Origin of the sequence: Streptomyces sp. NPDC006487, from assembly GCF_042870555.1 — a bacterium.
Classification (GTDB): domain Bacteria; phylum Actinomycetota; class Actinomycetes; order Streptomycetales; family Streptomycetaceae; genus Streptomyces.
The window spans coordinates 1-26,309 of the sequence record NZ_JBIAHN010000012.1 but is presented as its reverse complement, the minus strand read 5'-3'; the positions used below and the strand labels follow the sequence as shown (position 1 = coordinate 26,309).

Annotated in this window: 23 protein-coding genes; 19 read left to right on the top strand and 4 right to left on the bottom strand. The window is 71.1% G+C overall.

The genetic code is table 11. The features are described 5' to 3' along the window. Positions 1-63: 63 nt before the first annotated feature. Positions 64-564: a transcriptional regulator BldD gene (gene bldD, locus ACFYM0_RS21630; RefSeq protein ID WP_069929708.1), complete on the bottom strand. Its 501-nt coding sequence runs from the start codon at positions 562-564 to the stop codon at positions 64-66. A 240-nt stretch (positions 565-804) separates the two neighbouring features. Between bldD and pyrR the strand changes: the two genes are divergently transcribed. From pyrR to ACFYM0_RS21550, 16 genes are all read left to right on the top strand, one after another. Continuing rightward, positions 805-1,401: a bifunctional pyr operon transcriptional regulator/uracil phosphoribosyltransferase PyrR gene (gene pyrR, locus ACFYM0_RS21625; protein WP_388503680.1), complete on the top strand. Its 597-nt coding sequence runs from the start codon at positions 805-807 to the stop codon at positions 1,399-1,401. A 130-nt stretch (positions 1,402-1,531) separates the two neighbouring features. Continuing rightward, the gene (locus tag ACFYM0_RS21620) at positions 1,532-2,521 is read left to right on the top strand and encodes an aspartate carbamoyltransferase catalytic subunit (RefSeq protein WP_356517230.1); all 990 of its coding nucleotides are present in this window, start codon (positions 1,532-1,534) and stop codon (positions 2,519-2,521) included. 2 nt (positions 2,522-2,523) lie between these two features. Further along, positions 2,524-3,810 carry a dihydroorotase gene (locus ACFYM0_RS21615; protein ID WP_388503678.1) on the top strand — a complete coding sequence of 429 codons (1,287 nt, stop codon included), beginning with the start codon at positions 2,524-2,526 and terminating at the stop codon, positions 3,808-3,810. Next, positions 3,807-4,391 (top strand): hypothetical protein, encoded by a 585-nt coding sequence (locus tag ACFYM0_RS21610; protein WP_388503676.1) that lies wholly within the window; start codon positions 3,807-3,809, stop codon positions 4,389-4,391. The genes ACFYM0_RS21615 and ACFYM0_RS21610 overlap by 4 nt, the downstream gene beginning before the upstream one ends. Further along, positions 4,388-5,551: a glutamine-hydrolyzing carbamoyl-phosphate synthase small subunit gene (gene carA, locus ACFYM0_RS21605; RefSeq protein ID WP_388503674.1), complete on the top strand. Its 1,164-nt coding sequence runs from the start codon at positions 4,388-4,390 to the stop codon at positions 5,549-5,551. The genes ACFYM0_RS21610 and carA overlap by 4 nt, the downstream gene beginning before the upstream one ends. Further along, a complete protein-coding gene (gene carB, locus ACFYM0_RS21600) occupies positions 5,544-8,852 on the top strand; it encodes a carbamoyl-phosphate synthase large subunit (RefSeq protein ID WP_388503671.1) in 3,309 nt (1,102 codons plus the stop codon). Before carA ends, carB begins: the two co-directional genes overlap by 8 nt. 123 nt (positions 8,853-8,975) lie before the next feature. Further along, complete coding sequence (locus ACFYM0_RS21595; RefSeq protein ID WP_388504236.1) at positions 8,976-10,085, top strand: quinone-dependent dihydroorotate dehydrogenase; 1,110 nt, start codon at positions 8,976-8,978, stop codon at positions 10,083-10,085. After that, the gene (gene pyrF, locus ACFYM0_RS21590) at positions 10,082-10,930 is read left to right on the top strand and encodes an orotidine-5'-phosphate decarboxylase (RefSeq protein ID WP_388503669.1); all 849 of its coding nucleotides are present in this window, start codon (positions 10,082-10,084) and stop codon (positions 10,928-10,930) included. Before ACFYM0_RS21595 ends, pyrF begins: the two co-directional genes overlap by 4 nt. A gap of 336 nt (positions 10,931-11,266) precedes the next feature. Beyond that, a complete protein-coding gene (locus ACFYM0_RS21585; protein ID WP_388503667.1) occupies positions 11,267-12,127 on the top strand; it encodes a dihydroorotate dehydrogenase electron transfer subunit in 861 nt (286 codons plus the stop codon). Continuing rightward, complete coding sequence (locus tag ACFYM0_RS21580) at positions 12,124-13,092, top strand: dihydroorotate dehydrogenase (protein WP_388503665.1); 969 nt, start codon at positions 12,124-12,126, stop codon at positions 13,090-13,092. Before ACFYM0_RS21585 ends, ACFYM0_RS21580 begins: the two co-directional genes overlap by 4 nt. Before the next feature lie 244 nt (positions 13,093-13,336). Next, positions 13,337-13,660 carry an integration host factor, actinobacterial type gene (mihF, locus tag ACFYM0_RS21575; protein WP_243334344.1) on the top strand — a complete coding sequence of 108 codons (324 nt, stop codon included), beginning with the start codon at positions 13,337-13,339 and terminating at the stop codon, positions 13,658-13,660. Positions 13,661-13,721: 61 nt separating this feature from the next. After that, positions 13,722-14,285, top strand: coding sequence for a guanylate kinase (gene gmk / locus ACFYM0_RS21570; RefSeq protein ID WP_388503662.1), 564 nt, complete (start codon positions 13,722-13,724; stop codon positions 14,283-14,285). An 80-nt stretch (positions 14,286-14,365) separates the two neighbouring features. Next, positions 14,366-14,638 (top strand): DNA-directed RNA polymerase subunit omega, encoded by a 273-nt coding sequence (gene rpoZ, locus ACFYM0_RS21565; protein ID WP_004948662.1) that lies wholly within the window; start codon positions 14,366-14,368, stop codon positions 14,636-14,638. A gap of 130 nt (positions 14,639-14,768) precedes the next feature. Further along, positions 14,769-15,998, top strand: coding sequence for a bifunctional phosphopantothenoylcysteine decarboxylase/phosphopantothenate--cysteine ligase CoaBC (gene coaBC, locus ACFYM0_RS21560; protein ID WP_388503659.1), 1,230 nt, complete (start codon positions 14,769-14,771; stop codon positions 15,996-15,998). A gap of 195 nt (positions 15,999-16,193) precedes the next feature. Further along, positions 16,194-17,402, top strand: coding sequence for a methionine adenosyltransferase (gene metK, locus ACFYM0_RS21555; RefSeq protein ID WP_243334350.1), 1,209 nt, complete (start codon positions 16,194-16,196; stop codon positions 17,400-17,402). Positions 17,403-17,543: 141 nt separating this feature from the next. Beyond that, entirely contained in the window at positions 17,544-19,670 is a 2,127-nt protein-coding gene (locus ACFYM0_RS21550) for a primosomal protein N' (RefSeq protein ID WP_388503657.1), read from the top strand. 164 nt (positions 19,671-19,834) lie between these two features. Here ACFYM0_RS21550 and ACFYM0_RS21545 read toward each other — a convergent pair whose 3' ends face one another. Next, on the bottom strand, positions 19,835-20,350 hold the full coding sequence (locus tag ACFYM0_RS21545; protein WP_388503655.1) for a hypothetical protein: 516 nt from the start codon (positions 20,348-20,350) through the stop codon (positions 19,835-19,837). A gap of 261 nt (positions 20,351-20,611) precedes the next feature. On the opposite strand from ACFYM0_RS21545, the gene fmt reads away from it, so the two are divergent. Further along, complete coding sequence (fmt, locus tag ACFYM0_RS21540) at positions 20,612-21,559, top strand: methionyl-tRNA formyltransferase (RefSeq protein WP_388503653.1); 948 nt, start codon at positions 20,612-20,614, stop codon at positions 21,557-21,559. A 148-nt stretch (positions 21,560-21,707) separates the two neighbouring features. Next, positions 21,708-23,156, top strand: a complete 1,449-nt coding sequence (locus ACFYM0_RS21535) for a transcription antitermination factor NusB (RefSeq protein WP_327251760.1) — start codon at positions 21,708-21,710, stop codon at positions 23,154-23,156. Positions 23,157-23,167: 11 nt separating this feature from the next. Here the strand turns inward: ACFYM0_RS21535 and ACFYM0_RS21530 are convergent, their stop codons facing one another. Continuing rightward, entirely contained in the window at positions 23,168-23,569 is a 402-nt protein-coding gene (locus tag ACFYM0_RS21530) for a RidA family protein (protein ID WP_388503651.1), read from the bottom strand. Between the two features lie 137 nt (positions 23,570-23,706). Between ACFYM0_RS21530 and ACFYM0_RS21525 the strand changes: the two genes are divergently transcribed. Continuing rightward, positions 23,707-24,705 (top strand): helix-turn-helix transcriptional regulator, encoded by a 999-nt coding sequence (locus ACFYM0_RS21525; protein WP_388503649.1) that lies wholly within the window; start codon positions 23,707-23,709, stop codon positions 24,703-24,705. A 519-nt stretch (positions 24,706-25,224) separates the two neighbouring features. Here the strand turns inward: ACFYM0_RS21525 and ACFYM0_RS21520 are convergent. Continuing rightward, positions 25,225-25,932, bottom strand: a complete 708-nt coding sequence (locus ACFYM0_RS21520; RefSeq protein ID WP_388503646.1) for a bleomycin resistance protein — start codon at positions 25,930-25,932, stop codon at positions 25,225-25,227. Positions 25,933-26,309 lie beyond the last annotated feature (377 nt).

Sequence of the window (26,309 nt, the reverse complement as noted above, 5' to 3'; positions counted from 1 at the left end):
GGTGCAGGGGGCCCATCGGCTCCCTGCACCCACCGGTAAACGTTTCTGCTGAGGCTCGGGGGACTAGATGTCCTCGTGCGCCACCGCACGACGCGCGTCCGCGTCCAGCACGCCCCAGCTGATCAGCTGCTCGGTCAGGACCGAGGGCGACTGGTCGTAGATGACGGCGAGGGTGCGCAGGTCGTCCTGGCGGATCGACAGCACCTTGCCGTTGTAGTCGCCGCGCTGGCTCTGGATGGTCGCCGCGTAACGCTGCAGCGGGCCGGCCTTCTCCGCGGGCACGTGGGCCAGGCGCTCCAGGTCCAGGCGCAGCTTCGGCGGCGGCTCGGCCGCTCCGCCGGGGGTCGTACCCGGCAGCAGTTCCTGCACCGGAACCCCGTAGAAGTCCGCCAGCTCGGCAAGACGCTGTACGGTCACGGCGCGGTCTCCGCGCTCGTAAGAACCGACCACCACGGCCTTCCACCGGCCCTGGGACTTCTCCTCGACACCGTGGAGGGAAAGGCCCTGCTGGGTGCGGATGGCGCGGAGCTTGGCCCCGAGCTGTTTGGCGTATTCGCTGGACATAACGCTCCCGGACGCTGTGACGACATGACCACGTGCGGCTCCGCCGCGCGGCTGGTAACTCACTGTGAGGTTACGCAGCGTTACTTGGATGCGTCAAGCCGAATGGTCTCCGACGCCCACGTAAGAGGGGTCCTGGTCTGCCCCGATGCCAGGTCGCGGGAATCCCCCTGGTACCGTGGAACACGTACATCCGACGTCCTTTAAGGTCCGTCCCGTGAGGCGGAGAAGGAGGTCCTTTTCATGGACACTCAGCACGGTCAGCAGGATCAGAAAACAGCTGCCGATGTCATGCGCCCCGTTCTCGAAGCGCAGGACATCGCCCGGGTTCTGACCCGCATCGCCCACGAAATCGTCGAACGCGCCAAGGGCGCCGACGACGTGGTGCTCCTCGGCATTCCCACCCGCGGCGTGTTCCTCGCCCGCCGGCTGGCCGCCAAGCTCGAAGAGATCACCGGTGCGAAGATCCCGGTCGGCTCCCTCGACATCACCATGTACCGCGACGACCTGCGGATGAAGCCGGCCCGGGCGATCGGCCGCACCGAGATTCCCGGCGACGACATCGACGGCCGCCTGGTCGTCCTCGTCGACGACGTTCTCTTCTCCGGCCGCACCATCCGCGCCGCCCTCGACGCCCTCGGCGACCTCGGCCGCCCCCGCGCGGTGCAGCTGGCGGTCCTCGTCGACCGCGGCCACCGCGAACTGCCGATCCGCGCGGACTACGTCGGCAAGAACCTCCCCACGTCGCTGCGGGAGAACGTCCAGGTCCAGGTCCAGGAGGAGGACGGCCGCGACGCCGTGCTGCTCGGCCAGCGGACCGACCGGGCAGCCGGGCAGTAGCCCCTGACGACGGCCGGGCCCCTCGGGGTCCGCGCCGGCGCTTGCCCTGCCCGCACCCCCCAGCCCGTCTGCCCTCCCACGGCTTTGACCTCACCACGGCCTTGACCTCACCGACTTACGGAGCACCCGGATGAAGCGCCACCTCATCTCGGCCGCCGATCTCACGCGCGACGATGCCGTCCTGATCCTCGACACCGCCGAGGAGATGGCCCGCGTCGCGGACCGGCCGATCAAGAAGCTGCCCACCCTGCGCGGCCGTACGATCTGCAACCTCTTCTTCGAGGACTCGACCCGGACCCGGATCTCCTTCGAGGCCGCCGAGAAGCGCCTCTCCGCCGATGTCATCAACTTCGCGGCCAAGGGCTCCAGCGTCTCCAAGGGCGAGTCCCTCAAGGACACCGCCCAGACCCTGGAGGCCATGGGCGTCGACGCGGTCGTCATCCGCCACCACGCCTCCGGCGCCCCCTACCGCCTCGCCACCTCCGGCTGGATCGACGCCCCGGTGATCAACGCCGGCGACGGCACCCACGAGCACCCCACCCAAGCCCTGCTCGACGCCTTCACGATGCGCCGCCGCCTGGTCGGCAAGGACGCCGGGCTCGGCAAGGACCTCAACGGCCGCCGGATCACCATCGTCGGCGACGTACTGCACAGCCGGGTCGCCCGCTCCAACGTCCACCTGCTGCACACCCTCGGCGCCCAGGTCACCCTGGTGGCCCCGCCCACCCTGGTGCCCGTCGGCGTCGAGGCCTGGCCGTGCGAGATCTCGTACAGCCTGGACGAGGTGCTGCCGAAGTCCGACGCCGTGATGATGCTGCGCGTGCAGCGCGAGCGGATGAACGCCGCCTTCTTCCCCACCGAGCGCGAGTACTCCCGCCGCTACGGCCTGGACGGCGCCAGGATGGCCCGCATGCCCGAGCACGCCATCGTGATGCACCCCGGCCCGATGGTCCGCGGCATGGAGATCACCGCCGAGGTCGCCGACTCCGACCGCTGCACGGTCATCGAGCAGGTCACCAACGGCGTCTCGATCCGCATGGCCGTCCTGTACCTGCTGCTCGGAGGCTCCGAGCCGGCCGTCACCACCACCAGCACGCCCCGCACCGAGGAGAGCAAGTAAAGATGAGCAAGATCCTTATCCGTGGCGCGAAGGTACTCGGTGGCGACGTCCAGGACGTCCTGATCGACGGCGAGACCATCGCCGCCGTCGGCACCGGCCTCGACGCCGGCGACGCGACCGTCATCGAAGCCGCCGGCCAGGTCCTCCTCCCCGGCCTCGTCGACCTCCACACCCACCTGCGCGAGCCCGGCCGCGAGGACTCCGAGACCGTCCTCACCGGCACCCGCGCCGCCGCCTCCGGCGGCTACACCGCCGTCTTCGCCATGGCCAACACCTTCCCCGTCGCCGACACCGCCGGCGTCGTCGAGCAGGTGTGGCGCCTGGGCAAGGAGTCCGGCTACTGCGACGTCCAGCCCATCGGCGCCGTCACCGTCGGCCTGGAGGGCAAGCAGCTCTCCGAGCTGGGCGCCATGCACGAGTCCGCCGCCCGCGTCACCGTCTTCTCCGACGACGGCAAGTGCGTGGACGACGCCGTGATCATGCGCCGCGCCCTGGAGTACGTGAAGGCCTTCGGCGGCGTCGTCGCCCAGCACGCCCAGGAGCCCCGCCTCACCGAGGGCGCCCAGATGAACGAGGGCATCGTCTCCGCCGAGCTCGGCCTCGGCGGCTGGCCGGCCGTCGCCGAGGAATCGGTCATCGCCCGCGACGTCCTGCTCGCCGAGCACGTCGGCTCCCGCGTCCACATCTGCCACCTCTCCACCGCCGGCTCCGTCGAGATCATCCGCTGGGCCAAGTCCCGCGGCATCGACGTCACCGCCGAGGTCACCCCGCACCACCTGCTCCTCACCGACGAGCTCGTGCGCTCGTACAACCCGGTCTACAAGGTCAACCCGCCGCTGCGCACCGCGGCCGACGTCCTGGCCCTGCGCGAGGCACTGGCCGACGGCACGATCGACATCGTCGCCACCGACCACGCCCCGCACCCGCACGAGGACAAGGACTGCGAGTGGGCCGCCGCCGCCATGGGCATGGTGGGCCTGGAGACCGCGCTCTCCGTCGTCCAGCAGACGATGGTGGAGACCGGACTGCTCGACTGGGCGGGCGTCGCGGACCGGATGTCCTTCGCCCCGGCGCGCATCGGCGGCCTTCCGAACCACGGACGCCCCGTCTCGGCAGGTGAACCCGCGAACCTGACCTTGGTCGATACCTCGTACCGTGGTGTCGTGGACCCCGCACACTTCGCCTCCCGCAGCCGCAACACGCCTTACGAGGGCCGTGAGCTGCCGGGTCGCGTCACTCACACCTTCCTGCGGGGCCGGGCAACGGTCGTGGACGGGACGCTGGCGTGACACCTGCAGTAATCCAACTGGCCGCACAGGCCGCCGAGCGACAGTCGGCGGAGGTGACGGACTGGGGCGCCCGCATCGCGTGGGTGATCGGTCTGCTCGTCTTCATCGCGTTCGTGTACTGGCTGATGCGGCAGGGCTGGAAATGGCGCGGCACCCTGCAGAGCGATCTGCCGGAGCTGCCCGCCGCCCCCGGCGGTCTCCCCGAACACCGGCTGGCCCTGACCGGCCGGTACCACGGGTCCACCACCGCCGGGCAATGGCTCGACCGGATCGTCGCCCACGGACTGGGCGTCCGCAGCCGGGTCGAGCTCACGCTCACCGACGCGGGCCTCGACGTGGTCCGTCCGGGTGCCACCGACTTCTTCGTACCGGCCGCGCAGCTGCGCGGCGCCCGCCTCGACAAGGGAATCGCGGGCAAGGTACTCACCGAGGGCGGTCTCCTCGTCGTCACATGGGCGCACGGCGACAGGCTGATCGACTCCGGATTCCGCTCCGACCGTGCGGCGGAACACGCCGCCTGGGTCGAAGCGATCAACGACATGAACCACTCAATCACCACGACGGAAGGCGCCGAACGATGACGACCTCCACCAGGGGAGCAGCCAAAGCTCCCGCCGTACTCGTCCTGGAGGACGGTCGGATCTTCCGCGGCCGCGCCTACGGCGCTGTGGGGGAGACCTTCGGCGAGGCCGTGTTCTCCACCGGCATGACCGGCTACCAGGAGACCCTCACCGACCCGTCGTACCACCGGCAGGTCGTCGTGATGACCGCCCCGCACGTGGGCAACACCGGAGTCAACGACGAGGACCCCGAGTCCTCCCGCATCTGGGTCGCCGGGTACGTCGTACGCGACCCCGCCCGCGTCCCCTCCAACTGGCGATCGGTGCGCTCGCTGGACGAGGAGCTCGTCAACCAGGGCGTCGTCGGGATCTCCGGCATCGACACCCGCGCCCTGACCCGCCACCTGCGCGAGCGCGGCGCCATGCGCGTCGGCATCTTCTCGGGCGAGGCCTGGGAGGGCGTGCGCGACGAGGCGCTGCTGGCCAAGGTCCAGGCCGCCCCGCAGATGAAGGGCGCCGACCTCTCCGCCGAGGTCGCCACCAAGGAGACGTACGTCGTCCCCGCGATCGGGACCAAGAAGTTCACCGTCGCCGCCGTGGACCTCGGCATCAAGGGCATGACCCCGCACCGGATGGCGGAGCGCGGCATCGAGGTGCACGTGCTCCCCGCCACCGCCACCGTCGAGGACGTGTACGCGGTCAACCCCGACGGCGTGTTCTTCTCCAACGGCCCGGGCGACCCGGCCACCGCCGACCACGCGGTCTCCGTCATGCAGGGCGTCCTCGCCCGCAAGACCCCGCTCTTCGGCATCTGCTTCGGCAACCAGATCCTGGGCCGCGCGCTCGGCTTCGGCACCTACAAGCTGAAGTACGGTCACCGCGGCATCAACCAGCCGGTGCAGGACCGCACCACCGGCAAGGTCGAGATCACCGCGCACAACCACGGCTTCGCCGTGGACGCGCCCCTCGACAAGGTGTCCGAGACCGCCTACGGCCGCGCCGAGGTCTCCCACGTCTGCCTGAACGACAACGTCGTGGAAGGCCTCCAGCTGCTCGACCAGCCGGCCTTCTCCGTCCAGTACCACCCCGAAGCAGCCGCCGGCCCGCACGACGCCGCGTACCTCTTCGACCGCTTCACGTCTTTGATGAACACCGCCCAGATGGAGGCCGATCGTGCCTAAGCGCACCGATATCCAGTCCGTCCTGGTCATCGGCTCCGGCCCGATCGTCATCGGCCAGGCCGCCGAGTTCGACTACTCCGGGACCCAGGCCTGCCGCATCCTCAAGGCCGAGGGCCTGCGGGTGATCCTGGTGAACTCCAACCCCGCCACGATCATGACCGACCCGGAGATCGCCGACGCCACGTACGTCGAGCCGATCACCCCCGAGTTCGTCGAGAAGATCATCGCGAAGGAGCGCCCCGACGCGCTGCTCCCGACCCTCGGCGGCCAGACCGCGCTGAACACCGCCATCTCCATGCACGAGCAGGGCGTGCTGGAGAAGTACGGCGTCGAGCTCATCGGCGCCAACGTCGAGGCGATCAACAAGGGCGAGGACCGCGACCTCTTCAAGGGCGTCGTCGAAGCCGTCCGCGCCAAGATCGGCTACGGCGAGTCCGCCCGCTCGGTCATCTGCCACACGATGGACGACATCATCCAGGGCGTCGACACCCTCGGCGGCTACCCCGTCGTCGTGCGCCCCTCCTTCACCATGGGCGGCGCCGGCTCCGGCTTCGCCCACGACGAGGACGAGCTGCGCCGCATCGCCGGCCAGGGCCTGATGCTCTCCCCGACCACCGAGGTGCTCCTGGAGGAGTCCATCCTCGGCTGGAAGGAGTACGAGCTGGAGCTGATGCGCGACACCAAGGACAACGTCGTCGTCGTCTGCTCCATCGAGAACTTCGACCCGATGGGCGTCCACACCGGTGACTCGATCACCGTCGCCCCGGCGATGACGCTCACCGACCGCGAGTACCAGCGGCTGCGCGACATCGGCATCGCGATCATCCGCGAGGTCGGCGTCGACACCGGCGGCTGCAACATCCAGTTCGCGATCGACCCGGTCGACGGCCGCGTCATCGTCATCGAGATGAACCCGCGCGTCTCGCGCTCCTCGGCGCTCGCGTCGAAGGCCACCGGCTTCCCGATCGCCAAGATCGCCGCCAAGCTGGCCATCGGCTACACGCTCGACGAGGTCCCCAACGACATCACCGAGAAGACGCCGGCCTCCTTCGAGCCGTCCCTCGACTACGTCGTCGTCAAGGCACCGCGCTTCGCCTTCGAGAAGTTCCCGCTCGCCGACGCCACCCTCACCACCACCATGAAGTCGGTGGGCGAGGCCATGGCCATCGGCCGCAACTTCACCGAGGCCCTGCAGAAGGCCCTGCGCTCGCTGGAGAAGAAGGGCTCGCAGTTCACCTTCGTCGGCCCCACCGGCGACAAGGAAGAGCTCCTCGCCACCGCGGTCCGCCCCACCGACGGCCGCATCAACACCGTCATGCAGGCCATCCGCGCCGGCGCCACCCAGGAAGAGGTCTTCGAGTACACGAAGATCGACCCCTGGTTCGTCGACCAGCTCTTCCTCATCAAGGAGATCGCGGACGAGCTGGCCGCCGCCGACAAGCTCCACCCCGAGCTGCTCGCCGAGGCCAAGCGCCACGGCTTCTCCGACAGCCAGATCGCCGAGATCCGCGGCCTGCGCGAGGACGTCGTCCGCGAGGTCCGCCACGCGCTCGGCGTCCGCCCGGTCTACAAGACGGTCGACACCTGCGCCGCCGAGTTCGCCGCGAAGACCCCGTACTTCTACTCGTCCTACGACGAGGAGTCCGAGGTCGCCCCGCGCGAGAAGCCCGCGGTCATCATCCTGGGCTCCGGCCCGAACCGCATCGGCCAGGGCATCGAGTTCGACTACTCCTGCGTCCACGCCTCCTTCGCCCTCAGCGACGCCGGCTACGAGACCGTGATGGTCAACTGCAACCCGGAGACCGTCTCCACCGACTACGACACCTCCGACCGCCTGTACTTCGAGCCGCTCACGCTCGAAGACGTGCTGGAGATCGTCCACGCCGAATCGCTGGCCGGTCCCATCGCCGGAGTCATCGTCCAGCTCGGCGGCCAGACCCCCCTGGGCCTCGCCCAGGCGCTGAAGGACAACGGCGTCCCGGTCGTCGGCACCCCGCCGGAGGCCATCCACGCCGCCGAGGACCGCGGCGCCTTCGGCCAGGTCCTCGCCGAGGCCGGCCTGCCCGCCCCCAAGCACGGCACCGCCACCACCTTCGCCGGCGCCAAGGCCATCGCCGACGAGATCGGCTACCCCGTCCTCGTACGCCCCTCGTACGTGCTCGGCGGCCGCGGCATGGAGATCGTCTACGACGAGGACCGGCTGTCCTCGTACATCGCCGAGTCCACCGAGATCTCGCCGACCCGCCCCGTGCTGGTCGACCGGTTCCTCGACGACGCGATCGAGATCGACGTCGACGCCCTCTACGACGGCCACGAGCTCTACCTCGGCGGCGTCATGGAGCACATCGAGGAAGCCGGCATCCACTCCGGCGACTCGGCCTGCGCCCTGCCCCCGATCACCCTCGGCGGCTACGACATCAAGCGCCTGCGCGCCTCCACCGAGGCGATCGCCAAGGGCGTCGGCGTCCGCGGCCTGATCAACATCCAGTTCGCGATGGCCGGTGACATCCTCTACGTCCTGGAGGCCAACCCGCGCGCCTCCCGGACCGTCCCCTTCACCTCGAAGGCGACCGCCGTACCGCTCGCGAAGGCCGCCGCCCGCATCTCGCTCGGCACCACCATCGCCGAGCTCCGCGAAGAGGGCATGCTCCCGAAGACCGGCGACGGCGGCACCCTGCCGCTCGACGCGCCGATCTCCGTCAAGGAGGCCGTCATGCCGTGGTCGCGCTTCCGCGACATCCACGGCCGCGGCGTCGACACCGTCCTCGGCCCGGAGATGCGCTCCACCGGCGAGGTCATGGGCATCGACTCCGTCTTCGGCACGGCGTACGCCAAGTCGCAGGCCGGCGCCTACGGCCCGCTGCCCACCAAGGGCCGCTGCTTCATCTCCGTCGCCAACCGCGACAAGCGCACGATGATCTTCCCGGCCCGCGAGCTCGTCGCCCACGGCTTCGAGCTGATGGCCACCTCCGGCACCGCCGAGGTCCTTCGCCGCAACGGCATCAACGCCACCGTCGTGCGCAAGCTCAGCGAGGGCGAGGGCCCGGACGGCGAGAAGACCATCGTCCAGCTCATCCACGACGGCCAGGTCGACCTGATCGTCAACACCCCGTACGGCACCGGTGGCCGCCTCGACGGCTACGAGATCCGTACGGCAGCCGTGGCGCGCGGAGTCCCGTGCCTCACCACGGTCCAGGCGCTCGCCGCGGCCGTCCAGGGCATCGACGCGCTCAACCGCGGCGACGTGGGCGTCCGCTCGCTCCAGGAGCACGCGGAGCGGCTGACCGCGGCCCGCGACTAGGTCCCCGCCAGGACCGACAGCCCGTACGGCCCGTAGAGGGGAGGGGGACACCGTCAAGCGCGATGCGCGACGGTCGTCCCCCTCTTCATGAGCTTCATGAGCGCACAAGGGAACCCCTGCACGATGTACAAAACCTTCTTCAACCTGGTCTTCAAGCGGATGGACCCGGAGCAGGCCCACTACACGGCCTTCCGCTGGATCCGCCTCGCTGCCCGCACGCCCGTGCTGCGCACCTTCGTCGCGGCCTACCTGGCCCCCCGGTACGCGCCCCTGCGCACCGAGGCCCTCGGCCTGCGGATGCACGGCCCCTTCGGGCTCGCGGCGGGCTTCGACAAGAACGCCGTCGCCATCGACGGCATGTCGATGCTCGGCTTCGACCACATCGAGATCGGCACCGTCACCGCCGAACCTCAGCCCGGCAACCCCAAGAAGCGGCTGTTCCGGCTGGTCCCGGACCGCGCGCTGATCAACCGCATGGGCTTCAACAACGAGGGCTCGGCGGCCGTCGCGGACCGACTGGCCGCCCGCAACCCGGTCTTCAAGACGGTCGTCGGCGTCAACATCGGCAAGACCAAGGTCGTCCCCGAGGAGGAGGCCGTCGCCGACTACGTCGCCTCCACGGAGCGCCTCGCCCGGCACGCGGACTACCTCGTCGTCAACGTCTCCTCCCCGAACACCCCGGGCCTGCGCAACCTCCAGGCCACGGAGTCGCTGCGGCCCCTGCTCAGCGCCGTGCGCGAGGCGGCGGACCGCGTCGTGACCGACCGGCGGGTCCCGCTGCTCGTCAAGATCGCGCCGGACCTCGCGGACGAGGACGTGGACGCGGTCGCCGACCTGGCCCTGGAGCTGGGCCTGGACGGCATCATCGCGACGAACACGACGATCGCCCGCGAGGGCCTGGGCCTGAAGTCCGACCCCTCGCTGATCAAGGAGACCGGCGGCCTGTCCGGCGCCCCCGTCAAGGAGCGCTCCCTGGAGGTCCTGCGCCGGCTGTACGCCCGCGTCGGCGACCGGCTGGTCCTGGTCGGCGTCGGAGGCATCGAGAACGCCGAGGACGCCTGGCAGCGGATCCTGGCCGGCGCGAGCCTGGTCCAGGGCTACAGCGCCTTCATCTACGAGGGCCCCTGCTACGCCCGCGCCATCCACAAGGGCCTGGCCGCGCGCCTGGCCGCCAGCCCGTACGCGACGCTCGCCGAAGCGGTGGGCGCGGAAACCCGAAAGGCCGCCCTGTGACCTCTGCCCCCGTCATCCCCTTCGGTACCCGCCTGCGCGAGGCGATGGACGCCCGTGGGCCGCTCTGCGTGGGCATCGACCCGCACGCGGCGCTGCTGGCCTCCTGGGGCCTGAACGACGACGTCGCGGGCCTGGAGAAGTTCTCCCGCACCGTCGTCGAGGCGCTGGCCGACTCGGTCGCGGTCTTCAAGCCGCAGGCGGCGTTCTTCGAGCGGTTCGGATCGCGCGGGATCGCCGTACTCGAGCAGACCGTGGCCGACGCCCGTGCGGCGGGCACGCTGGTCCTCATGGACGCGAAGCGGGGTGACATCGGCTCGACGATGGCCGCGTACGCGGAGACCTTCCTCTCGCCCTCGTCACCGCTGTTCTCCGACGCGCTGACGGTCTCCCCGTACCTCGGCTACGGCTCGCTGAAGCCGGCGGTCGAGCTGGCGCGGGAGTCGGGGGCCGGTCTGTTCGTGCTGGCGCTGACCTCCAACCCGGAGGGCGCGGAGGTCCAGCGGGCGGTGCGGTCCGACGGCCTCACGATCGGCGCGACGATGCTGGCGCACCTGGCGGCGGAGAACGCGGGGGCCTCTCCGATGGGCTCCTTCGGAGCCGTGGTCGGGGCGACGCTGGGGGACCTGTCCTCCTTCGACCTGGACATCAACGGGCCGCTGCTGGCCCCCGGCATCGGGGCGCAGGGCGCTACCGCGGCGGACCTCCCGGCGGTGTTCGGCGCGGCCGTCCGCAACGTCGTCCCGAACGTGTCGCGGGGCGTGCTGAAGCACGGGCCGGACGCGGCCGCGCTCCGCGCCTCGGCGCGCACCTTCGCGGAGGAGATCCGCGCGGCCGTAGCGGCGTAGCCGGCTGGGAGCGGAGCCCTGCGGGGGCTGTCCCCTACCCGCCCTTCCGCCGTTCCCTGGGGCTCCGCCCCAGACCCCGCTCCTCAAACGCCGGAGGGGCTGGATTTTGGCCGGCGTCAGCCCACCAGGCGTTTGAGGAGGGGGGTCCGGGGGCTGGCCCCCGGGGAACGGTGGAAGGGCGGGTAGGGGAACTCCGGCCCGCGCAGCGGGGATCCGGGGCGCGGCGCAGGGCGTAGGGCCCGGAGGGTCGGGGCTTCGGACCGGTGTGGTGCGGGGGGTCCCCGGGCCAGCATGGGGTGGGGGGTTACGCCCCCTACGCCGATCGGAGCGCCCCGCGTGCCCCCAGTACAGACCGTCGCCACCATCCGGCGGATCACGCCCATCGGGGCCTACCACCACCTCGTCCTCGACGCCCCCGGCGTCACCGGGGTGCGCCCCGGACATTTCGGCGCCCTCGCCATCGGCGGCCGGGACTCCGCGATGCTCCTGCGCCGCGCCTTCTCCATCCACCGCGCCGACCCGGACCAGGGCACCGTCGAGTTCGTCTTCGCCGAGGCCGGCCGCGGAACCAGGGCACTGGCCGCGCACCGCCCCGGCGACACCGTGGACCTCATCGCCCCCCTCGGCACTCCCTTCCCGCTCCCCGGCGGCCAGGTCGGGGCGGTCCTCGTGGCCGGCGGCTACGGCAGCGCCCCGATGTTCGCCCTCGCCGAGGAGATCCTCGGGCGCGGCGGCCGGGTCGCCTTCGTGCTCGGTGCGGTCACCGAGGACCGGCTGTTCGGCGTGGAGCGGGCCGAGGCCCTCGCCGAGCACGTGTACGTGGTCACCGACGACGGTTCGGCCGGACGCCGGGGCCGGGTCACGGACGTGCTCCCGGAGGCCATCACGGTGACCGGCGCCACCGAGGTCCACTCCTGCGGCCCGATGGGCATGCTCAAGGCCGTCACGGAGATCGCCACGGCCGCCGGAGCCGCCAGCCACACCGCCGTGGAGGAGGCCATGGCCTGCGGCATCGGGATCTGCATGAGCTGCGTCCTGCCGGTCACGGGCCCCGACGGCGTCACCCGTTTTCTTCGCTCCTGCACATCCGGCCCCGTTTTCGACGGTGCCACCGTCCGCTGGGACGACGCCGGAACCCTGCCCGAGGACCTCGAAGGCGCAGCCGCCATGACTCCGAAGGCGAGCGACGACCGGTGAACAACACCCTGCGCCCCGAAGGCGTCGACATGTCCGCACCCCTCGGTGCGAGCGTCACCCTCCCCAACCCCGTCTCCACCGCCTCCGGCTGCGCCGGCTACGGCCGCGAGCTGCACCGGTTCACCCCCCTGGACGAGCTCGGCACCATCACCACCAAGACCGTGATGCCGTACGTCCGCTCCGGCCGCGCCACTCCCCGGATGGCCGAGACCCCCAGCGGGATGCTGAACTCCATCGGGCTCCAGGGCTGCGGCATCGACCGTTTCGTCGAGCACGAGCTGCCCTGGCTGGCCGAGCGCGGCGCGCGGGTCCTCGTATCGATCGCGGGGGAGCGTACGGAGGAGTTCGCGGAGGCGGCCGCCCGGCTGACCGGTCGGCCCGGAGTGGTCGGCATCGAGGCCAACATCTCCTGTCCCAACGTCGCGGACCGCGGCCTCGTCTTCGCCTGCGACCCCGATGCCTCCTTCGAGGTGGTCAAGGCGGTCAAGGCGGCGGCCGACCCCGCACTGCCCGTCTACGCCAAGCTGACCCCCGACGTGACGCGTATCACCGACATCGCGGCCGCCTGCACGGAAGGGGGCGCCGACGGGCTCTCGATGATCAACACCGTCCTCGGGACGACCATCGACACCGACACCATGCGCCCGGCCCTCGCCGGGGTCACCGGAGGCCTCTCCGGCCCGGCGATCCGGCCCGTCGCCGTCCGCTGTGTCTTCCAGGTGTACGGCGCGATGCTGGCCGGCGCCGTCCGGCGGGTCCCCATCCTCGGGATGGGCGGGATCTCCTCCGGCCGGGACGCGCTCGAGTTCGTCCTCGCGGGCGCTTCGGGCGTGGCGGTGGGGACCGCCCTGTTCAACGATCCGTCCGCGCCCCTGCGGATCCGCGACGACCTGCGCGCGGCACTCGCCGTACGCGGGATCGGGGCGTTCGAGGACGCCGTCGGACTGGCTCATCGCACTCTCTGACGAAATTCGAACGTCCTTCACCGGACAAATCCGGGGTGTTTTGTCCGTGATGTACGGTTCAGTGGAGGCTGACCAGGACTTTTCGTCCGTTCTCGCTGACTGGAGCGGTCATGGCCGCTAGTCTCCGAGCAGAGTAACGAGCAGCGATCGAGCACCACCGCTGTTCGGGCGCTCGCCTGGTGTGATGCCTTCCGGCATTCCACTGGTCCGTATCCGACAGTTCGACATCCGAGGTGACGTAGGCGTGGCTCTTCCGCCCCTTACCCCTGAACAGCGCGCAGCAGCGCTCGAAAAGGCCGCCGCGGCTCGCCGGGAGCGGGCCGAGGTGAAGAATCGACTCAAGCACTCCGGCGCCTCCCTGCATGACGTCATCAAGCTGGGGCAGGAGAACGACGTCATCGGCAAGATGAAGGTTTCCGCTCTCCTGGAGTCCCTGCCTGGCGTCGGCAAGGTGCGCGCCAAGCAGCTCATGGAGCGCCTCGGCATCTCCGAGTCCCGGCGTGTCCGAGGTCTCGGTTCCAACCAGATCGCCTCTCTGGAGCGCGAGTTCGGCGGCAACGCCGCCTAAGGCGTCGTCCGAAGTTCTCCCGGCGTTCTCAGGCAGTCCCGAGAAGCTGGATAATCGCTCTATGGCAGCAGAGGTTCGTCCGCGGCTGACCGTGCTCTCCGGCCCTTCGGGGGTCGGCAAGAGCACGGTCGTCGCGCATATGCGCAAGGTTCACCCCGAGGTCTGGCTCTCGGTGTCGGCCACCACCCGCAAGCCGCGGCCCGGTGAGCGACACGGAGTCCACTACTTCTTCGTCAACGACGACGAGTTCGACAAGCTGATCGCCAATGGCGAGCTGCTGGAGTGGGCCGAGTTCGCGGGCAACCGCTACGGCACACCGCGCGGCGCAGTGCTGGAACGCCTGGAGAACGGCGAGCCGGTCCTGCTGGAGATCGATCTCCAGGGCGCACGGCTCGTACGCGAGTCCATGTCCGAGGCTCAGCTGGTCTTCCTGGCTCCTCCGAGCTGGGAAGAGCTGGTCCGCCGGCTCACCGGCCGGGGCACCGAAACGGCCGAGGTCGTCGAGCGCCGGCTCGCTGCCGCCAAGATCGAACTGGCTGCCGAATCCGAGTTCGACACCACCCTGGTCAACACCTCGGTCGAGGACGTCGCGCGCGAGCTGCTAGCCTTGATGAATGTCGTCTGATCGTTGACCGGTGTCCAGCCGGTCCGGACGGTCCGAGATTCGACACTTCTAGGTATTACCCCATCTTCGGAAGGTAGAGCGTGTCCTCTTCCATTACTGCGCCCGAGGGCATCATCAACCCGCCGATCGACGAGCTGCTCGAGGCCACGGACTCGAAGTACAGCCTCGTGATCTACGCGGCCAAGCGTGCCCGTCAGATCAACGCGTACTACTCGCAGCTCGGTGAGGGCCTGCTCGAGTACGTCGGCCCGCTGGTGGACACCCACGTCCACGAGAAGCCGCTTTCGATCGCGCTGCGCGAGATCAACGCGGGTCTGCTGACCTCCGAGGCCATCGAGGCCCCGGCTCAGTAAGGCACGAGTTTTCCTTTCACCACAGGCCCGGCAGAACATCTGCCGGGCCTGTGGTGTGTCATAGGTGTTCACAGGTGTCGTGGTGCCGTACAGGTGTGACGGCGGGTCGTCAGCCGAAGGGGCGTGTGTGGTGGGTAAGCCGAAGGTCGTGCTCGGAGTCAGTGGCGGGATCGCCGCTTACAAGGCGTGCGAGCTGCTGCGCCGGCTGACCGAGTCCGGACATGACGTCCGCGTGGTGCCGACGGCGGCGTCGCTGAACTTCGTCGGGGAAGCCACTTGGGCCGCCCTCTCCGGGAACCCGGCCTCCACCGAGGTCTGGGAGAGCGTCCACGAGGTGCCGCACGTGCGCATCGGGCAGACCGCCGACCTCGTCGTCGTCGCCCCGGCCACCGCCGACATGCTCGCCAAGGCCGCCCACGGGCTGGCCGACGACCTGCTCACCAACACGCTGCTCACCGCGCGCTGCCCCGTCGTGTTCGCACCCGCGATGCACACCGAGATGTGGGAGCACCCCGCCACCCGGGAGAACGTGGCCACGCTGCGCCGCCGCGGCGCCGTGGTCATCGAGCCGGCCGTCGGCCGGCTCACCGGCAAGGACACCGGCAAGGGGCGGCTGCCCGACCCCGAGGAGATCTTCGAAGTGTGCGCGAGCGTACTGAGAAGGCGAAGCCTCGCCCACGGGGTGGCCGAGCCCGACCTCGCCGGCCGTCACGTGGTGATCAGCGCGGGCGGTACGCGCGAACCGCTGGACCCGGTCCGCTTCCTCGGCAACCGCTCCTCGGGCAAGCAGGGCTACGCCCTCGCCCGTACGGCCGTGGCCCGCGGGGCCCGGGTCACCCTGGTGTCCGCCAACACCGCGCTCGCCGACCCGGCCGGGGTGGACCTCGTACGGGTGGGGACGGCCCTGCAGCTGCGCGAGGCCGTGCTCAAGGCCGCCGCGGACGCCGACGTGGTGGTGATGGCCGCGGCCGTGGCCGACTTCCGGCCTGCCGAGTACGCAAGCGGGAAGATCAAGAAGAAGGACGGGCAGGACCCCGCGCCGGTCGCCCTCGTACGCAATCCGGACGTTCTCGCGGAGATTTCCGCCGACCGGGCCCGGGAGGGCCAGGTCGTGGTGGGTTTCGCCGCCGAGACCGACGACGTACTCGCCAACGGGCGGAGCAAGCTCCTCCGCAAGGGGTGTGACCTTCTCGTCGTCAACGAGGTGGGTGAAGCGAAGACCTTTGGTTCCGAGGAGAACGAAGCGGTCATCCTGTCCTCCGACGGAAGCGAGCTGGCCGTCCCCTACGGTCCGAAGGAAACGCTCGCAGACGTGATTTGGGATCAGGTGGCAGCGCGCATCGGAGCGCGACGCGCCTGAGCGGAGGCTCTTTCCGCAGACTGATCCTTGAGTAAGAATGGAGTGTCGCAGGTCACACGGCTCCCATAGGGCGAGACGGGTGGTCCGGCGAACGGTGGCGACCGATAAACTGCAGCCGGAACGTGATCGGGCGCAGCCTCCGATGTGGTTCCACCAATATTTCAGCCAGCAGCCGCTGCAACCCCAGGGAGCGTTGTGTCCCGTCGCCTGTTCACCTCGGAGTCTGTGACCGAGGGTCACCCCGACAAGATCGCTGACCAGATCAGCGACACCATCCTCGACGCGCTCCTCACCGAGGACCCGACCTCGCGCGTCGCCGTGGAGACCCTCATCACCACCGGTCTCGTCCACATCGCGGGAGAGGTGACGACGAAGGCCTACGCGCCGATCGCGCAGCTCGTCCGCGACAAGATCCTCGAGATCGGCTACGACTCCTCGAAGAAGGGCTTCGACGGCGCCTCCTGCGGCGTGTCGGTGTCCATCGGCGCGCAGTCCCCGGACATCGCGCAGGGCGTCGACACCGCGTACGAGAAGCGGGTCGAGGGCGACGAGGACGAGCTCGACAAGCAGGGTGCCGGCGACCAGGGCCTGATGTTCGGGTACGCCTGCGACGAGACCCCCGAGCTGATGCCGCTGCCGATCCACATCGCGCACCGCCTCTCCAAGCGCCTGTCCGAGGTGCGCAAGAACGGGACCATCCCGTACCTGCGTCCCGACGGCAAGACCCAGGTCACCATCGAGTACGACGGCGACAAGGCCGTCCGCCTCGACACGGTCGTCGTGTCCTCGCAGCACGCGGCGGACATCGACCTGGACTCGCTGCTCGCGCCCGACATCCGCGAGTTCGTGGTCGAGCACGTGCTGAACCAGCTCGTCGAGGACGGCATCAAGCTCGACACCGAGGGCTACCGCCTGCTGGTCAACCCGACCGGCCGCTTCGAGATCGGCGGCCCGATGGGCGACGCCGGCCTGACCGGCCGCAAGATCATCATCGACACCTACGGCGGCATGGCCCGTCACGGTGGCGGCGCCTTCTCCGGCAAGGACCCGTCCAAGGTCGACCGCAGCGCCGCCTACGCCATGCGCTGGGTCGCCAAGAACGTGGTCGCCGCCGGCCTCGCCTCGCGCTGCGAGGTCCAGGTCGCGTACGCGATCGGCAAGGCCGAGCCCGTCGGCCTGTTCGTGGAGACGTTCGGCACGCACAAGGTCGACGTCGAGAAGATCGAGAACGCCATCGGCCAGGTCTTCGACCTGCGCCCGGCCGCGATCATCCGCGACCTCGACCTGCTGCGCCCGATCTACGCCCAGACCGCCGCTTACGGCCACTTCGGCCGCGAGCTGCCGGACTTCACCTGGGAGCGCACCGACCGCGTGGACGCCCTGCGCACCGCTGCCGGCCTGTAGCACCTGCTCGACCAGGTCAGGCCGGGCCCTTCCAGGCCGGGAACCTGCTCTACGGACGGCCCCGGACCCCTTGTGGTCCGGGGCCGTCCGCGTGCGGCGCCCCGTCCGCCGTTGTCGGTGGGGTTTGGTAAGAATGCGGGTGTGAGCAGCACCAATGACGCGGGGGAGCGGAGCGGACCGGGCGGTCCGCCGGAGCAGCTCGCGCTGATGCGGGAGATGGTCGCCGAGGCGAAGGCCAAGGCGCCCAAGGCCAAGCCGCGGACCTGGCGCGGGGCCTCCGTGGCCGAGGAACTGCCCGTGGCCCGGGTCCTCGTGAACAAGGGCGTGCTGCACCTCGACCGGCTCTTCGACTACGCCGTCCCCGCCGAGCTCGCCGAGTCCGCCCAGCCCGGCGTCCGCGTCCGGGTCCGCTTCGGCGCCGGCTCCCACCGGGTACACGGCGGCCGCCGCGAGGGCGGCGGGCTCATCGACGGCTTCATCATCGAGCGCCGCGCCGAGTCCGACTACAACGGCGCCCTCGCCGCCCTCGCCCAGGTCGTCTCGCCCGAGGTCGTTCTCGGCCCCCGCATGCTCGCCCTCGCCCGCGCCGTCGCGGACCGGTACGCCGGCAGCCTCGCCGACGTGCTCCAGCTCGCGCTGCCCGCGCGCAGCGCCCGCGCCGAGGCCAAGCCGTCCCCCGAACCGCTGCCGCCGCCCGCCGCGCCCGAGCCCGCCGGCTGGGAGCGGTACGGAGCCGGCCCCGGCTTCCTGCGGGCCCTGGCGGGCGGCGGAACCCCGCGCGCCGTGTGGACCGCCCTGCCAGGGCCCGGCTGGGCCGACGAACTGGCCCGCGCCATGGCCGCCACCCTCGCCTCCGGACGCGGCGCCCTCGCCGTGGTCCCCGACGGGCGCACCGCCGCCCGCGTCGACGCGGCGCTCACCGCCCTGCTCGGGGAGGGGCGGCACGCGCTGCTGACCGCGGAGTCCGGGCCGGAGAAGCGCTACCGCCAGTGGCTGGCCGTCAGCCGGGGCGCGGTGCGGGCCGTGGTCGGCACCAGGGCCGCGATGTTCGCCCCCGTACGGGACCTCGGGCTCGTCGCCGTCTGGGACGACGGAGACTCCAGCCACAGCGACGTCCACGCCCCCTTCCCGCACGTACGGGAGGTCCTGGAACTGCGCGCGGTCACCGACGGCTGCGCCTTCCTGGTGGGCAGCACCAGCTGCACCGTGGAGGCCGCGCAGCTCGTCGAGTCCGGCTGGGCCCGCCCGCTGGTCGCCGACCGCGAGACGGTACGCACGTACGCCCCCCGGATCCGGACCGTCGGCGACGAGCTGCTGGCCCGAGACGGAGCCGCCCGGGCCGCCCGGCTGCCGAGCCTCGCGTGGGAGACCGTACGGGAGGGCCTGAAGACCGGGCCCGTGCTCGTACAGGTGCCCCGGCGCGGCTACGTGCCCCGGCTGGCGTGCGAACGGTGCCGGACGCCCGCGCGGTGCACGGTCTGCGCGGGACCCCTGGAGGCGCCCGACACGCGGGACCTGCACTGCGGGTGGTGCGGGCGGGCCGAGCCGGCCTGGCACTGCGAGGAGTGCGGATCGTTCCGGCTCCGGGCCCAGGTGGTGGGCGCGCGGCGGACCGCCGAGGAGCTGGGGCGGGCCTTCCCGGCCGTCCCCGTACGGACCTCCGGGCGCGACCACATCCTGGACGAGGTGCCGGACCGGCCCGCGCTGGTGGTGTCCACGCCCGGCGCCGAGCCGGTCGCGGCGGGCGCCGGGTACGCGGCGGCGCTGCTGCTGGACGGCTGGGCCATGCTGAGCCGGCCCGACCTGCGGGCGAGCGAGGACGCCCTGCGGCGGTGGATCGCGGCGGCCTCGCTGGTACGGGGGGACGGGCAGGTGGTCGTCGTCGCCGAGCCGACCCTGCGGCCCGTCCAGGCGCTGGTGCGGTGGGATCCCGTCGGGCACGCGGTCCGGGAACTCGCGGAGCGGGCGCAGCTCGGCTTCCCGCCGGTCTCCCGGATGGCGGCGGTGGCGGCGGGCAGCGCGGAGGCCGTCTCGGCCTTCCTGGCGGGGGCCGGGCTGCCGCCGGACGCGGAGGTCCTGGGACCGGTGCCGCTGCCCGGGCTCCGGGGGGAGCCGTCCGCGGGGGAGCGGGCGCTGGTCCGGGTCCCGCCGGGGAGCGGGGCCGCGCTGGCGACTGCGCTGAAGGCGGCGCAGGTGGCTCGGATGGCACGGGGAGTTCCGGCGGCGGAGGCGGTCCGGATCCGGATCGATCCGTTGGACATCGGCTGAGGGCTCCGTGCACGGCTGCACGGCTGCACGGGTCCTGCCCGGCCCGGACCGGGCGGGTGGGCGGTCCCGCCGGGGACGACGGAAGCCCCCGGCGGGGCGGCCGCGTGGGTCGCTCCGGCGGGGGCTGGGGGGCCGTCGGGGGTCGGCGTCCCGGCGGCCGGGGGTCAGCCGTTGCGGGGGCCGGGGAAGGCGCCGGGACGGGACGCGCCCGCCTCCTCGCGCACCGGCTGCGGCGGCACCGAGCGCGCCGCCGGGACGGTGGGCAGGGGGCCCAGGGTCCGGGTCGTCGTGCCCTCGGCCAGCGGCTCCCGCTCGGCGGACTCGGCGCTCTGCGCCCGCCGGGCACCGTAGCGCCGGTGGACGGCCTGCTTGGTGACGCCGAGCGCCGAGCCGACCGCGTCCCACGAGAAGCCGAGCGAGCGGTCGAAGTCCACCGCGGCGGTGACCAGCGTCTCGACGCTGTCCCGCAGCTCCTGCGCGAGGCGGACGGTGGGCGCGGGTGCCCGGCCATAGACGACGAAGCCCGTGGAGGGGCCTGAGCGGCGCGGGCGGTAGACGTTGCCGAGCTGGGCGGTGAGCGTACGCAGAGCATCCACCTGCCGGCGAACCCGCTCGATGTCCCGCACCAGGAGGTGCAGGCTGGCCCGTGCTTGGGCGTCGTGGGTGGCGTGGTCGGCCATGAAGAAGCCTCTCGAACCGGTGCTGAAGAGCGGATCGGGCCGCAGACACCGTTCTGTTTCGCGGCCCGTTTCGGTCAATCTCTCTTGACCAACGCGCTACCCGGTGGGCAGGTCACGCTGTGGGGGCGTGTCGGCATATGCGAGGAGCGCGCGTGTGTGCGTACGCCCCCTCGGGCGGGCACCGCGACGCAGGTGGGACCGTGGGCGGACAGACCATAGACTGATGTGCTGCTGACAGCCGAGATAGCGAGGTAGACCCCAGTGAAGCTCGTCTTCGCAGGCACCCCCGAGGTCGCCGTGCCCGCCCTGGACGCTCTGATCGCCTCCGGGCGCCACGAGGTCGCCGCCGTCGTCACCCGGCCCGACGCGCCGGCCGGCCGAGGCCGTCGCCTCGTCGCCAGCCCCGTCGCCGAACGCGCCGAGGAAGCCGGCATCGAGGTGCTCAAGCCCGCCCGGCCGCGCGACCCGGACTTCCAGACCCGGCTGCGCGAGATCGGCCCCGACTGCTGCCCGGTGGTCGCGTACGGCGCGCTGATTCCCAAGGGAGCCCTGGACATCCCCCGGCACGGCTGGGTCAACCTGCACTTCTCGCTGCTGCCCGCGTGGCGCGGTGCGGCGCCCGTGCAGCAGTCGATCATGGCGGGGGACCAGGTCACCGGTGCCTCCACCTTCCGGATCGAGGAGGGGCTGGACACCGGCCCCGTCTTCGGGATCCTCACCGAGGAGATCCGGCCCACCGACACCAGCGGCGACCTGCTGACCCGCCTCGCCTTCGCCGGTTCCGGGCTGCTGGTCGCCACCATGGACGGCATCGAGGACGGCACCCTGCGCGCGGTCGAACAGCCCGCCGACGGGATCTCGCTCGCGCCGAAGATCACGGTCGAGGACGCCCGGGTCGACTGGAACGCGCCCGCGATGCGCGCCGACCGGCTGGTGCGCGGCTGCACGCCGGCGCCCGGCGCCTGGACGGTCTTCCGGGGGGAGCGGCTCAAGCTGATCTCGCTCGGACTGGTCGCGGACCGGACCGACCTGAAGCCGGGCGACCTGAGCGCGGCCAAGAACAACGTCTACGTCGGCACCGGCTCGCACGCCGTGGAACTGCTCTGGGTGCAGCCGCAGGGCAAGAAGCCGATGAAGGCCGCCGACTGGGCGCGCGGGGTGCGGATCGCTCCTGGTGAGCGTTTGGGCGGCGGGGCCGACGTAGGCTGATTTTCGTAGTCGGTAGTCGGTAGTCCGTCGTCGGTAGGCCGTCGTCCGTAGTTTCTGTTGCGTAGGTACTGGTTCGTAGGTCCTGGTTCCTCGTTCCTTGTTTTTCGGTTCTTGCATTTCTTCCCGTAACCCCCGGAGCACCTTTCACGTGAGCGAGCAGCCTCGTAGCAAGCCGGCCAAGACGGCCAAGCCGTACCGCAGGCCCAAGAAGGACCCCGTCCGGATGCTGGCCTTCGAGGTGCTGAGGGCGGTGGACGAGCGTGACGCGTACGCGAACCTCGTGCTGCCCCCGCTCCTGAAGAAGGCCCGCAAGGACGAGACCTTCCAGGCGCGGGACGCTGCGCTGGCCACCGAGCTCGTGTACGGGACCCTGCGCCGCCAGGGCACGTACGACGCGGTCATCAAGGCCTGCATCGACCGGCCGCTGCGCGAGGTCGACCCGCCGGTGCTCGACGTGCTCTCGCTCGGCGCGCACCAGCTGCTCGGGACGCGGATCCCCACCCACGCGGCGGTGTCCGCGAGCGTGGAGCTGGCCCGGGTGGTGCTCGGCGACGGGCGGGCGAAGTTCGTCAACGCGGTGCTGCGGAAGATCTCCGCGCATGACCTGGAGGGGTGGCTGGAGAAGGTCGCCCCGCCGTACGAGGACGACGCCGAGGAGCACCTCGCGGTGTTCCACTCGCACCCGAGGTGGGTCGTCAGCGCCCTCTGGGATTCGCTGGGTGGCGGCCGCGCCGGGATCGAGGACCTGCTGGAGGCCGACAACGAGCGGCCCGAGGTCACGCTGGTGGCGCGGCCCGGGCGGTCCACGGCGCAGGAGCTGCTGGAAGCGGTGGGCGAGGACTCGGCGCTGCCCGGGCGCTGGTCCCCGTACGCGGTCAGGATGGCCGAGGGCGGCGAACCGGGCGCCCTGGAGGCGGTGCGCGAAGGCCGCGCCGGTGTCCAGGACGAAGGCAGCCAGCTGGTGGCGATGGCCCTGGCGGCGGTGCCGGTCGAGGGCCGCGACGAGCGCTGGCTGGACGGCTGCGCGGGCCCGGGCGGCAAGGCGGCCCTGCTCGCCGCGCTCGCCGCCCAGCGCGGGGCGTTCCTGCTGGCCTCCGAGAAGCAGCCCCACCGTGCCCGGCTGGTCGAGCGGGCGCTCGCCGGCAACCCCGGCCCCTACCAGGTCATCACGGCCGACGGAACGCGCCCGCCGTGGCTGCCGGGTTCCTTCGACCGCGTCCTGATGGACGTGCCCTGTTCCGGCCTGGGCGCCCTGCGCCGCCGGCCGGAGGCGCGCTGGCGCCGCCGGCCGGAGGACCTGGAGAGCTTCGCGCCGCTCCAGCGCGGGCTGCTGCGCGAAGCGCTGTCGGCCGTCCGGGTGGGCGGCGTCGTGGGCTACGCGACCTGCTCCCCGCACCTGGCGGAGACCCGGGTGGTCGTGGAGGACGTACTGAAGGGACGGGGCGCGGGCGCGGCCCCGATCGCGGCGGAACTGATCGACGCACGCCCGTACATGCAGGAGGTCCCGGCGCTGGGCGACGGCCCGGACGTGCAGCTGTGGCCGCACCTGCACGGGACGGACGCGATGTACCTGGCGCTGATCCGCAGGACCGGCTAGCCGAGGCCGCCTTACGCGACGGCGGTTCCCTCCAGCTCGACCAGCTGGCCGGGGATCGCCAGCCGCGTCACGCCGAGCATGGTGGTGGTCGGTGCCACCCCGGCGGCGCCCAGTCGCGCCGCGAGCACGCCGTAGTGCCGGAAGAGCACGTCGACGTCGGTCGTGTAGACGTTGAGGCGGACGAGATTCGCCAGGGACATGCCGGCCTCGGCGAGCACGGCCTCCACGTTGTCGATGCTCAGCGCCAGCTGCGCCGCCATGTCCCCGTCGTGCTCGGGCTTGCCGTCCGCGTTCATCGCGGTCTGCCCCGAGAGGTACAGGGTCCGGGTCTGGCCGGAGACGACCTCGCCCTGGTTGAAGCCCATGTCGACTGACCAGGTCACCGGGTTGACTGCGGTTCGTTGCGTTGCCATGTCTGGTCTCCATCGGGTGCGTGGGTGTGCGTGTGGGTGTGCGGGCGCTGGGTCGGTTGGCGCCGCCGGTTGTTCTGTTGACGAGCCTCGCAAGGAATCACGACACCCTCTGTCGTGTATTCCGATAAAGTTTTTGCATGCGCGCAGACCGGTTGGTCTCGCTGGTGCTGCTGTTGCGTCAGCGCGGTCGGCTGACTGCGGACACGCTGGCCCGCGAGCTTGAGGTGTCCACCCGTACGGTGCTGCGCGACATCGAGGCGCTGTCGGCTGCCGGGGTGCCGGTCTACGCGGAACGCGGCCGGCACGGTGGTTTCGCGCTGTCCCCCGGATTCCGGACCGAGCTCACCGGCCTGAACCACGAAGAGGCCCTCGCCCTGCTGGCCGCCGGATCGGGGCGCGGCGAGCAGGTGTTCGGCCTGGGCTCGGCGCTCGCTTCGGCGATGCGCAAGGTGGTCGACGCGCTGCCCGAAAGCCACCGGGCCACGGCGAGCGACGCGGCCCAGCGATTTCTCGTGGACCCGGAGGCCGACCTGCTTTCGCGCCGGCTCGTTGCCGAGGAGGTGCCCGGAACCACGATGATCGAGGTCCGGCGCGCGGTGCTCGCCGGACACAAGCTGCGGATCCGGTACGCGGCCACGGGGGAGCCGCCACAGTGGCGCACGGTGGACCCCATCGGGCTGGTCACCGTACGGGACCGGGGCTACTTGCTGGCCACGAAGTCCGGCGAGGACCGCACCTACCGGCTGTCGCGCGTGTTGGCTGCCGAGGAACTCCCCGAAGCGGCACAGCGACCGAACCGGGTCGATCTGGACCGGATCTGGCGGGAACGCTCCGCGCAGTTCCTCTCCGGCGGCGACCATATCGCCGTGCTGGTCCGGGTGAACCCGGCGAGGCGGGAAGACCTGCTGAACACCGCACTGGCGGTCCGCGCGGAAGAGCCCGACGCAGATGCGGACGGCTGGCTGCGTCTGGAGGTGACCTTCCAGGATGCACGACATGCCCAATGGGCCCTGTGGCAGCTCGGCATGGACGGGGAAGCCCTGGCCCCGCAGTCGTTGCGCACGGTGCTGCACGACCGTGCTGCGGCGGTCGCGGCGCGCTATGGGGACTTGCCTCGAGGGGTGGGTGGGGAGTGAGGCGGGATCGGGGTGTGTGTGGGGGGGCTTGTGCTGCGGGTGGGGTGGTGGCTTTGGCAGGGGTTCGGGGGGCGTCCCGGTAGTCCAGTGTTCTTTCGGCGTGGGCCGGTCCCTCAAGGGCGCTCCCTGCGGTCGCGTCGCTTCGCGATGGCCTTCGGCCACCCTTGACCGACCGACCCACGCCGAAAAGCCACAAGACTTCCGGGATCCCCCCGGGGAACGGCCGGGAGGGAGGTGGGGGGAGGAGCGGCCTGGTCTGGATGCGCAGCCCCCTTGGGCCAGAGGGCATCCGGGTACCGCCCCGGCAGGACCGTGACCTCGGCCGGAACGGACGCGCGGGGGCGATCGGAGCATCCAGGGCCGGGCGTCTGGACACCCTTCCCGTGACCGTCGACCGCCACCACGAGCGAGAGGACGACGGGAAGGGCTTCAGGGTCGGTGGGCGCGACAGATCGCTACACACTCCCGCTCGGCTAAGCGACTACCGACCGTCCGTGGCTGATCCAGGGAGGGCTTCTGTCAACTATCGGAGAGGTTGTCGCGGAGGTCCTCGGCGCGGAGGAGGTCGTCGGCCAGGGAGATGCGGTCGGGGGCCGGGAGGGGGATCTCGTCGGCCTCGGACAGGAGGCGGGCGGCTAGAGAGGTGTCGTCCAGGTGGACGGCCATGGCGGCGCGGAGGATCAGGGCTTGGACGCGCGACGGGGGAGGGACGTCGGAGGAAAGGAGGCGGTCGAGGATCTTGGCGGCGGCTGCGTAGTCCTCTTTGGAATCGCCGAGGAGTGAGGCCATGTGGAGGGCCTTGGCCACCGGTTCCTTCGGAACCGGGGAGTGGTGGAGGTCTTCGCTGATCGGTTGGCCGATGCGAATGCTGTTGCCGCCCGGGTCGGCCATGATGAACTGCCGCATCCCGTAGGTGGTGTCCTTCAGCGGACCGATCCGGGGGAGGCCACGAATCGGGATCCTGCCGAGTTCTTGCTTCAGTCCCTTGCGGAACTTCGCGTACAAACCATCGACGTCGTCCGTCGTGATGTAGCACGCGCCGTACGAAGCGGCCGGCTCGAAGCCTTTCAGTGCCGCGAACTGCAACTCGACTTCACCGTGTTGCACGACGGCATAGGCGTACGGACGTTCTTGGTGGAACGTGACCTCGAAACCTAGGGCTTTGTAGAAGTCGACTGTCTCAGGGATGGACCTGCAAGGGAGAATCGCAGCCAGTTTCTCGCTCATCCTCCGACCGTAGGACCAGCATCTCAACTAGTCAAACTTGAGTAGTGGCATCTCTTCGTCCCCTCGGCCACGGACGGCCGGTAGTCGCTTAGCCGAGTGGGAGTGTGTAGCGATCTGTCGCGCCCACCGACCCTGAAGCCCTTCCCGTCGTCCTTGCGCTCGTGGTGGCGGTCGACGGTCACGGGAAGGGTGTCCAGACGCCCGCCCCTGGATGCTCCGATCGCCCCGCGCGTCCGTTCCGGCCGAGGTCACGGTCCTGCCGGGGCCGTGTCCAGATGCCCTCTGGCCCAAGGGGGCTGCGCATCCAGACCAGGCCGCTCCTCCCCCCTCCTCCCTCCCGGCCGTTCCCCGGGGGGATCCCGGAAGTCTTGTGGCTT

Excerpts from the sequence above, each read along its gene's own strand:
- ACFYM0_RS21615 (WP_388503678.1), top strand. The coding sequence starts at position 2,524 with ATGAGCAAGATCCTTATCCGTGGCGCGAAGGTACTCGGTGGCGACGTC.
- ACFYM0_RS21595 (WP_388504236.1), top strand. The coding sequence starts at position 8,976 with ATGTACAAAACCTTCTTCAACCTGGTCTTCAAGCGGATGGACCCGGAG.
- ACFYM0_RS21525 (WP_388503649.1), top strand. The coding sequence starts at position 23,707 with ATGCGCGCAGACCGGTTGGTCTCGCTGGTGCTGCTGTTGCGTCAGCGC.
- ACFYM0_RS21530 (WP_388503651.1), bottom strand. The coding sequence starts at position 23,569 with ATGGCAACGCAACGAACCGCAGTCAACCCGGTGACCTGGTCAGTCGAC.
- pyrR (WP_388503680.1), top strand. The coding sequence starts at position 805 with ATGGACACTCAGCACGGTCAGCAGGATCAGAAAACAGCTGCCGATGTC.
- ACFYM0_RS21545 (WP_388503655.1), bottom strand. The coding sequence starts at position 20,350 with ATGGCCGACCACGCCACCCACGACGCCCAAGCACGGGCCAGCCTGCAC.
- bldD (WP_069929708.1), bottom strand. The coding sequence starts at position 564 with ATGTCCAGCGAATACGCCAAACAGCTCGGGGCCAAGCTCCGCGCCATC.
- ACFYM0_RS21620 (WP_356517230.1), top strand. The coding sequence starts at position 1,532 with ATGAAGCGCCACCTCATCTCGGCCGCCGATCTCACGCGCGACGATGCC.
- carA (WP_388503674.1), top strand. The coding sequence starts at position 4,388 with ATGACGACCTCCACCAGGGGAGCAGCCAAAGCTCCCGCCGTACTCGTC.
- ACFYM0_RS21520 (WP_388503646.1), bottom strand. The coding sequence starts at position 25,932 with ATGAGCGAGAAACTGGCTGCGATTCTCCCTTGCAGGTCCATCCCTGAG.
- gmk (WP_388503662.1), top strand. The coding sequence starts at position 13,722 with ATGGCAGCAGAGGTTCGTCCGCGGCTGACCGTGCTCTCCGGCCCTTCG.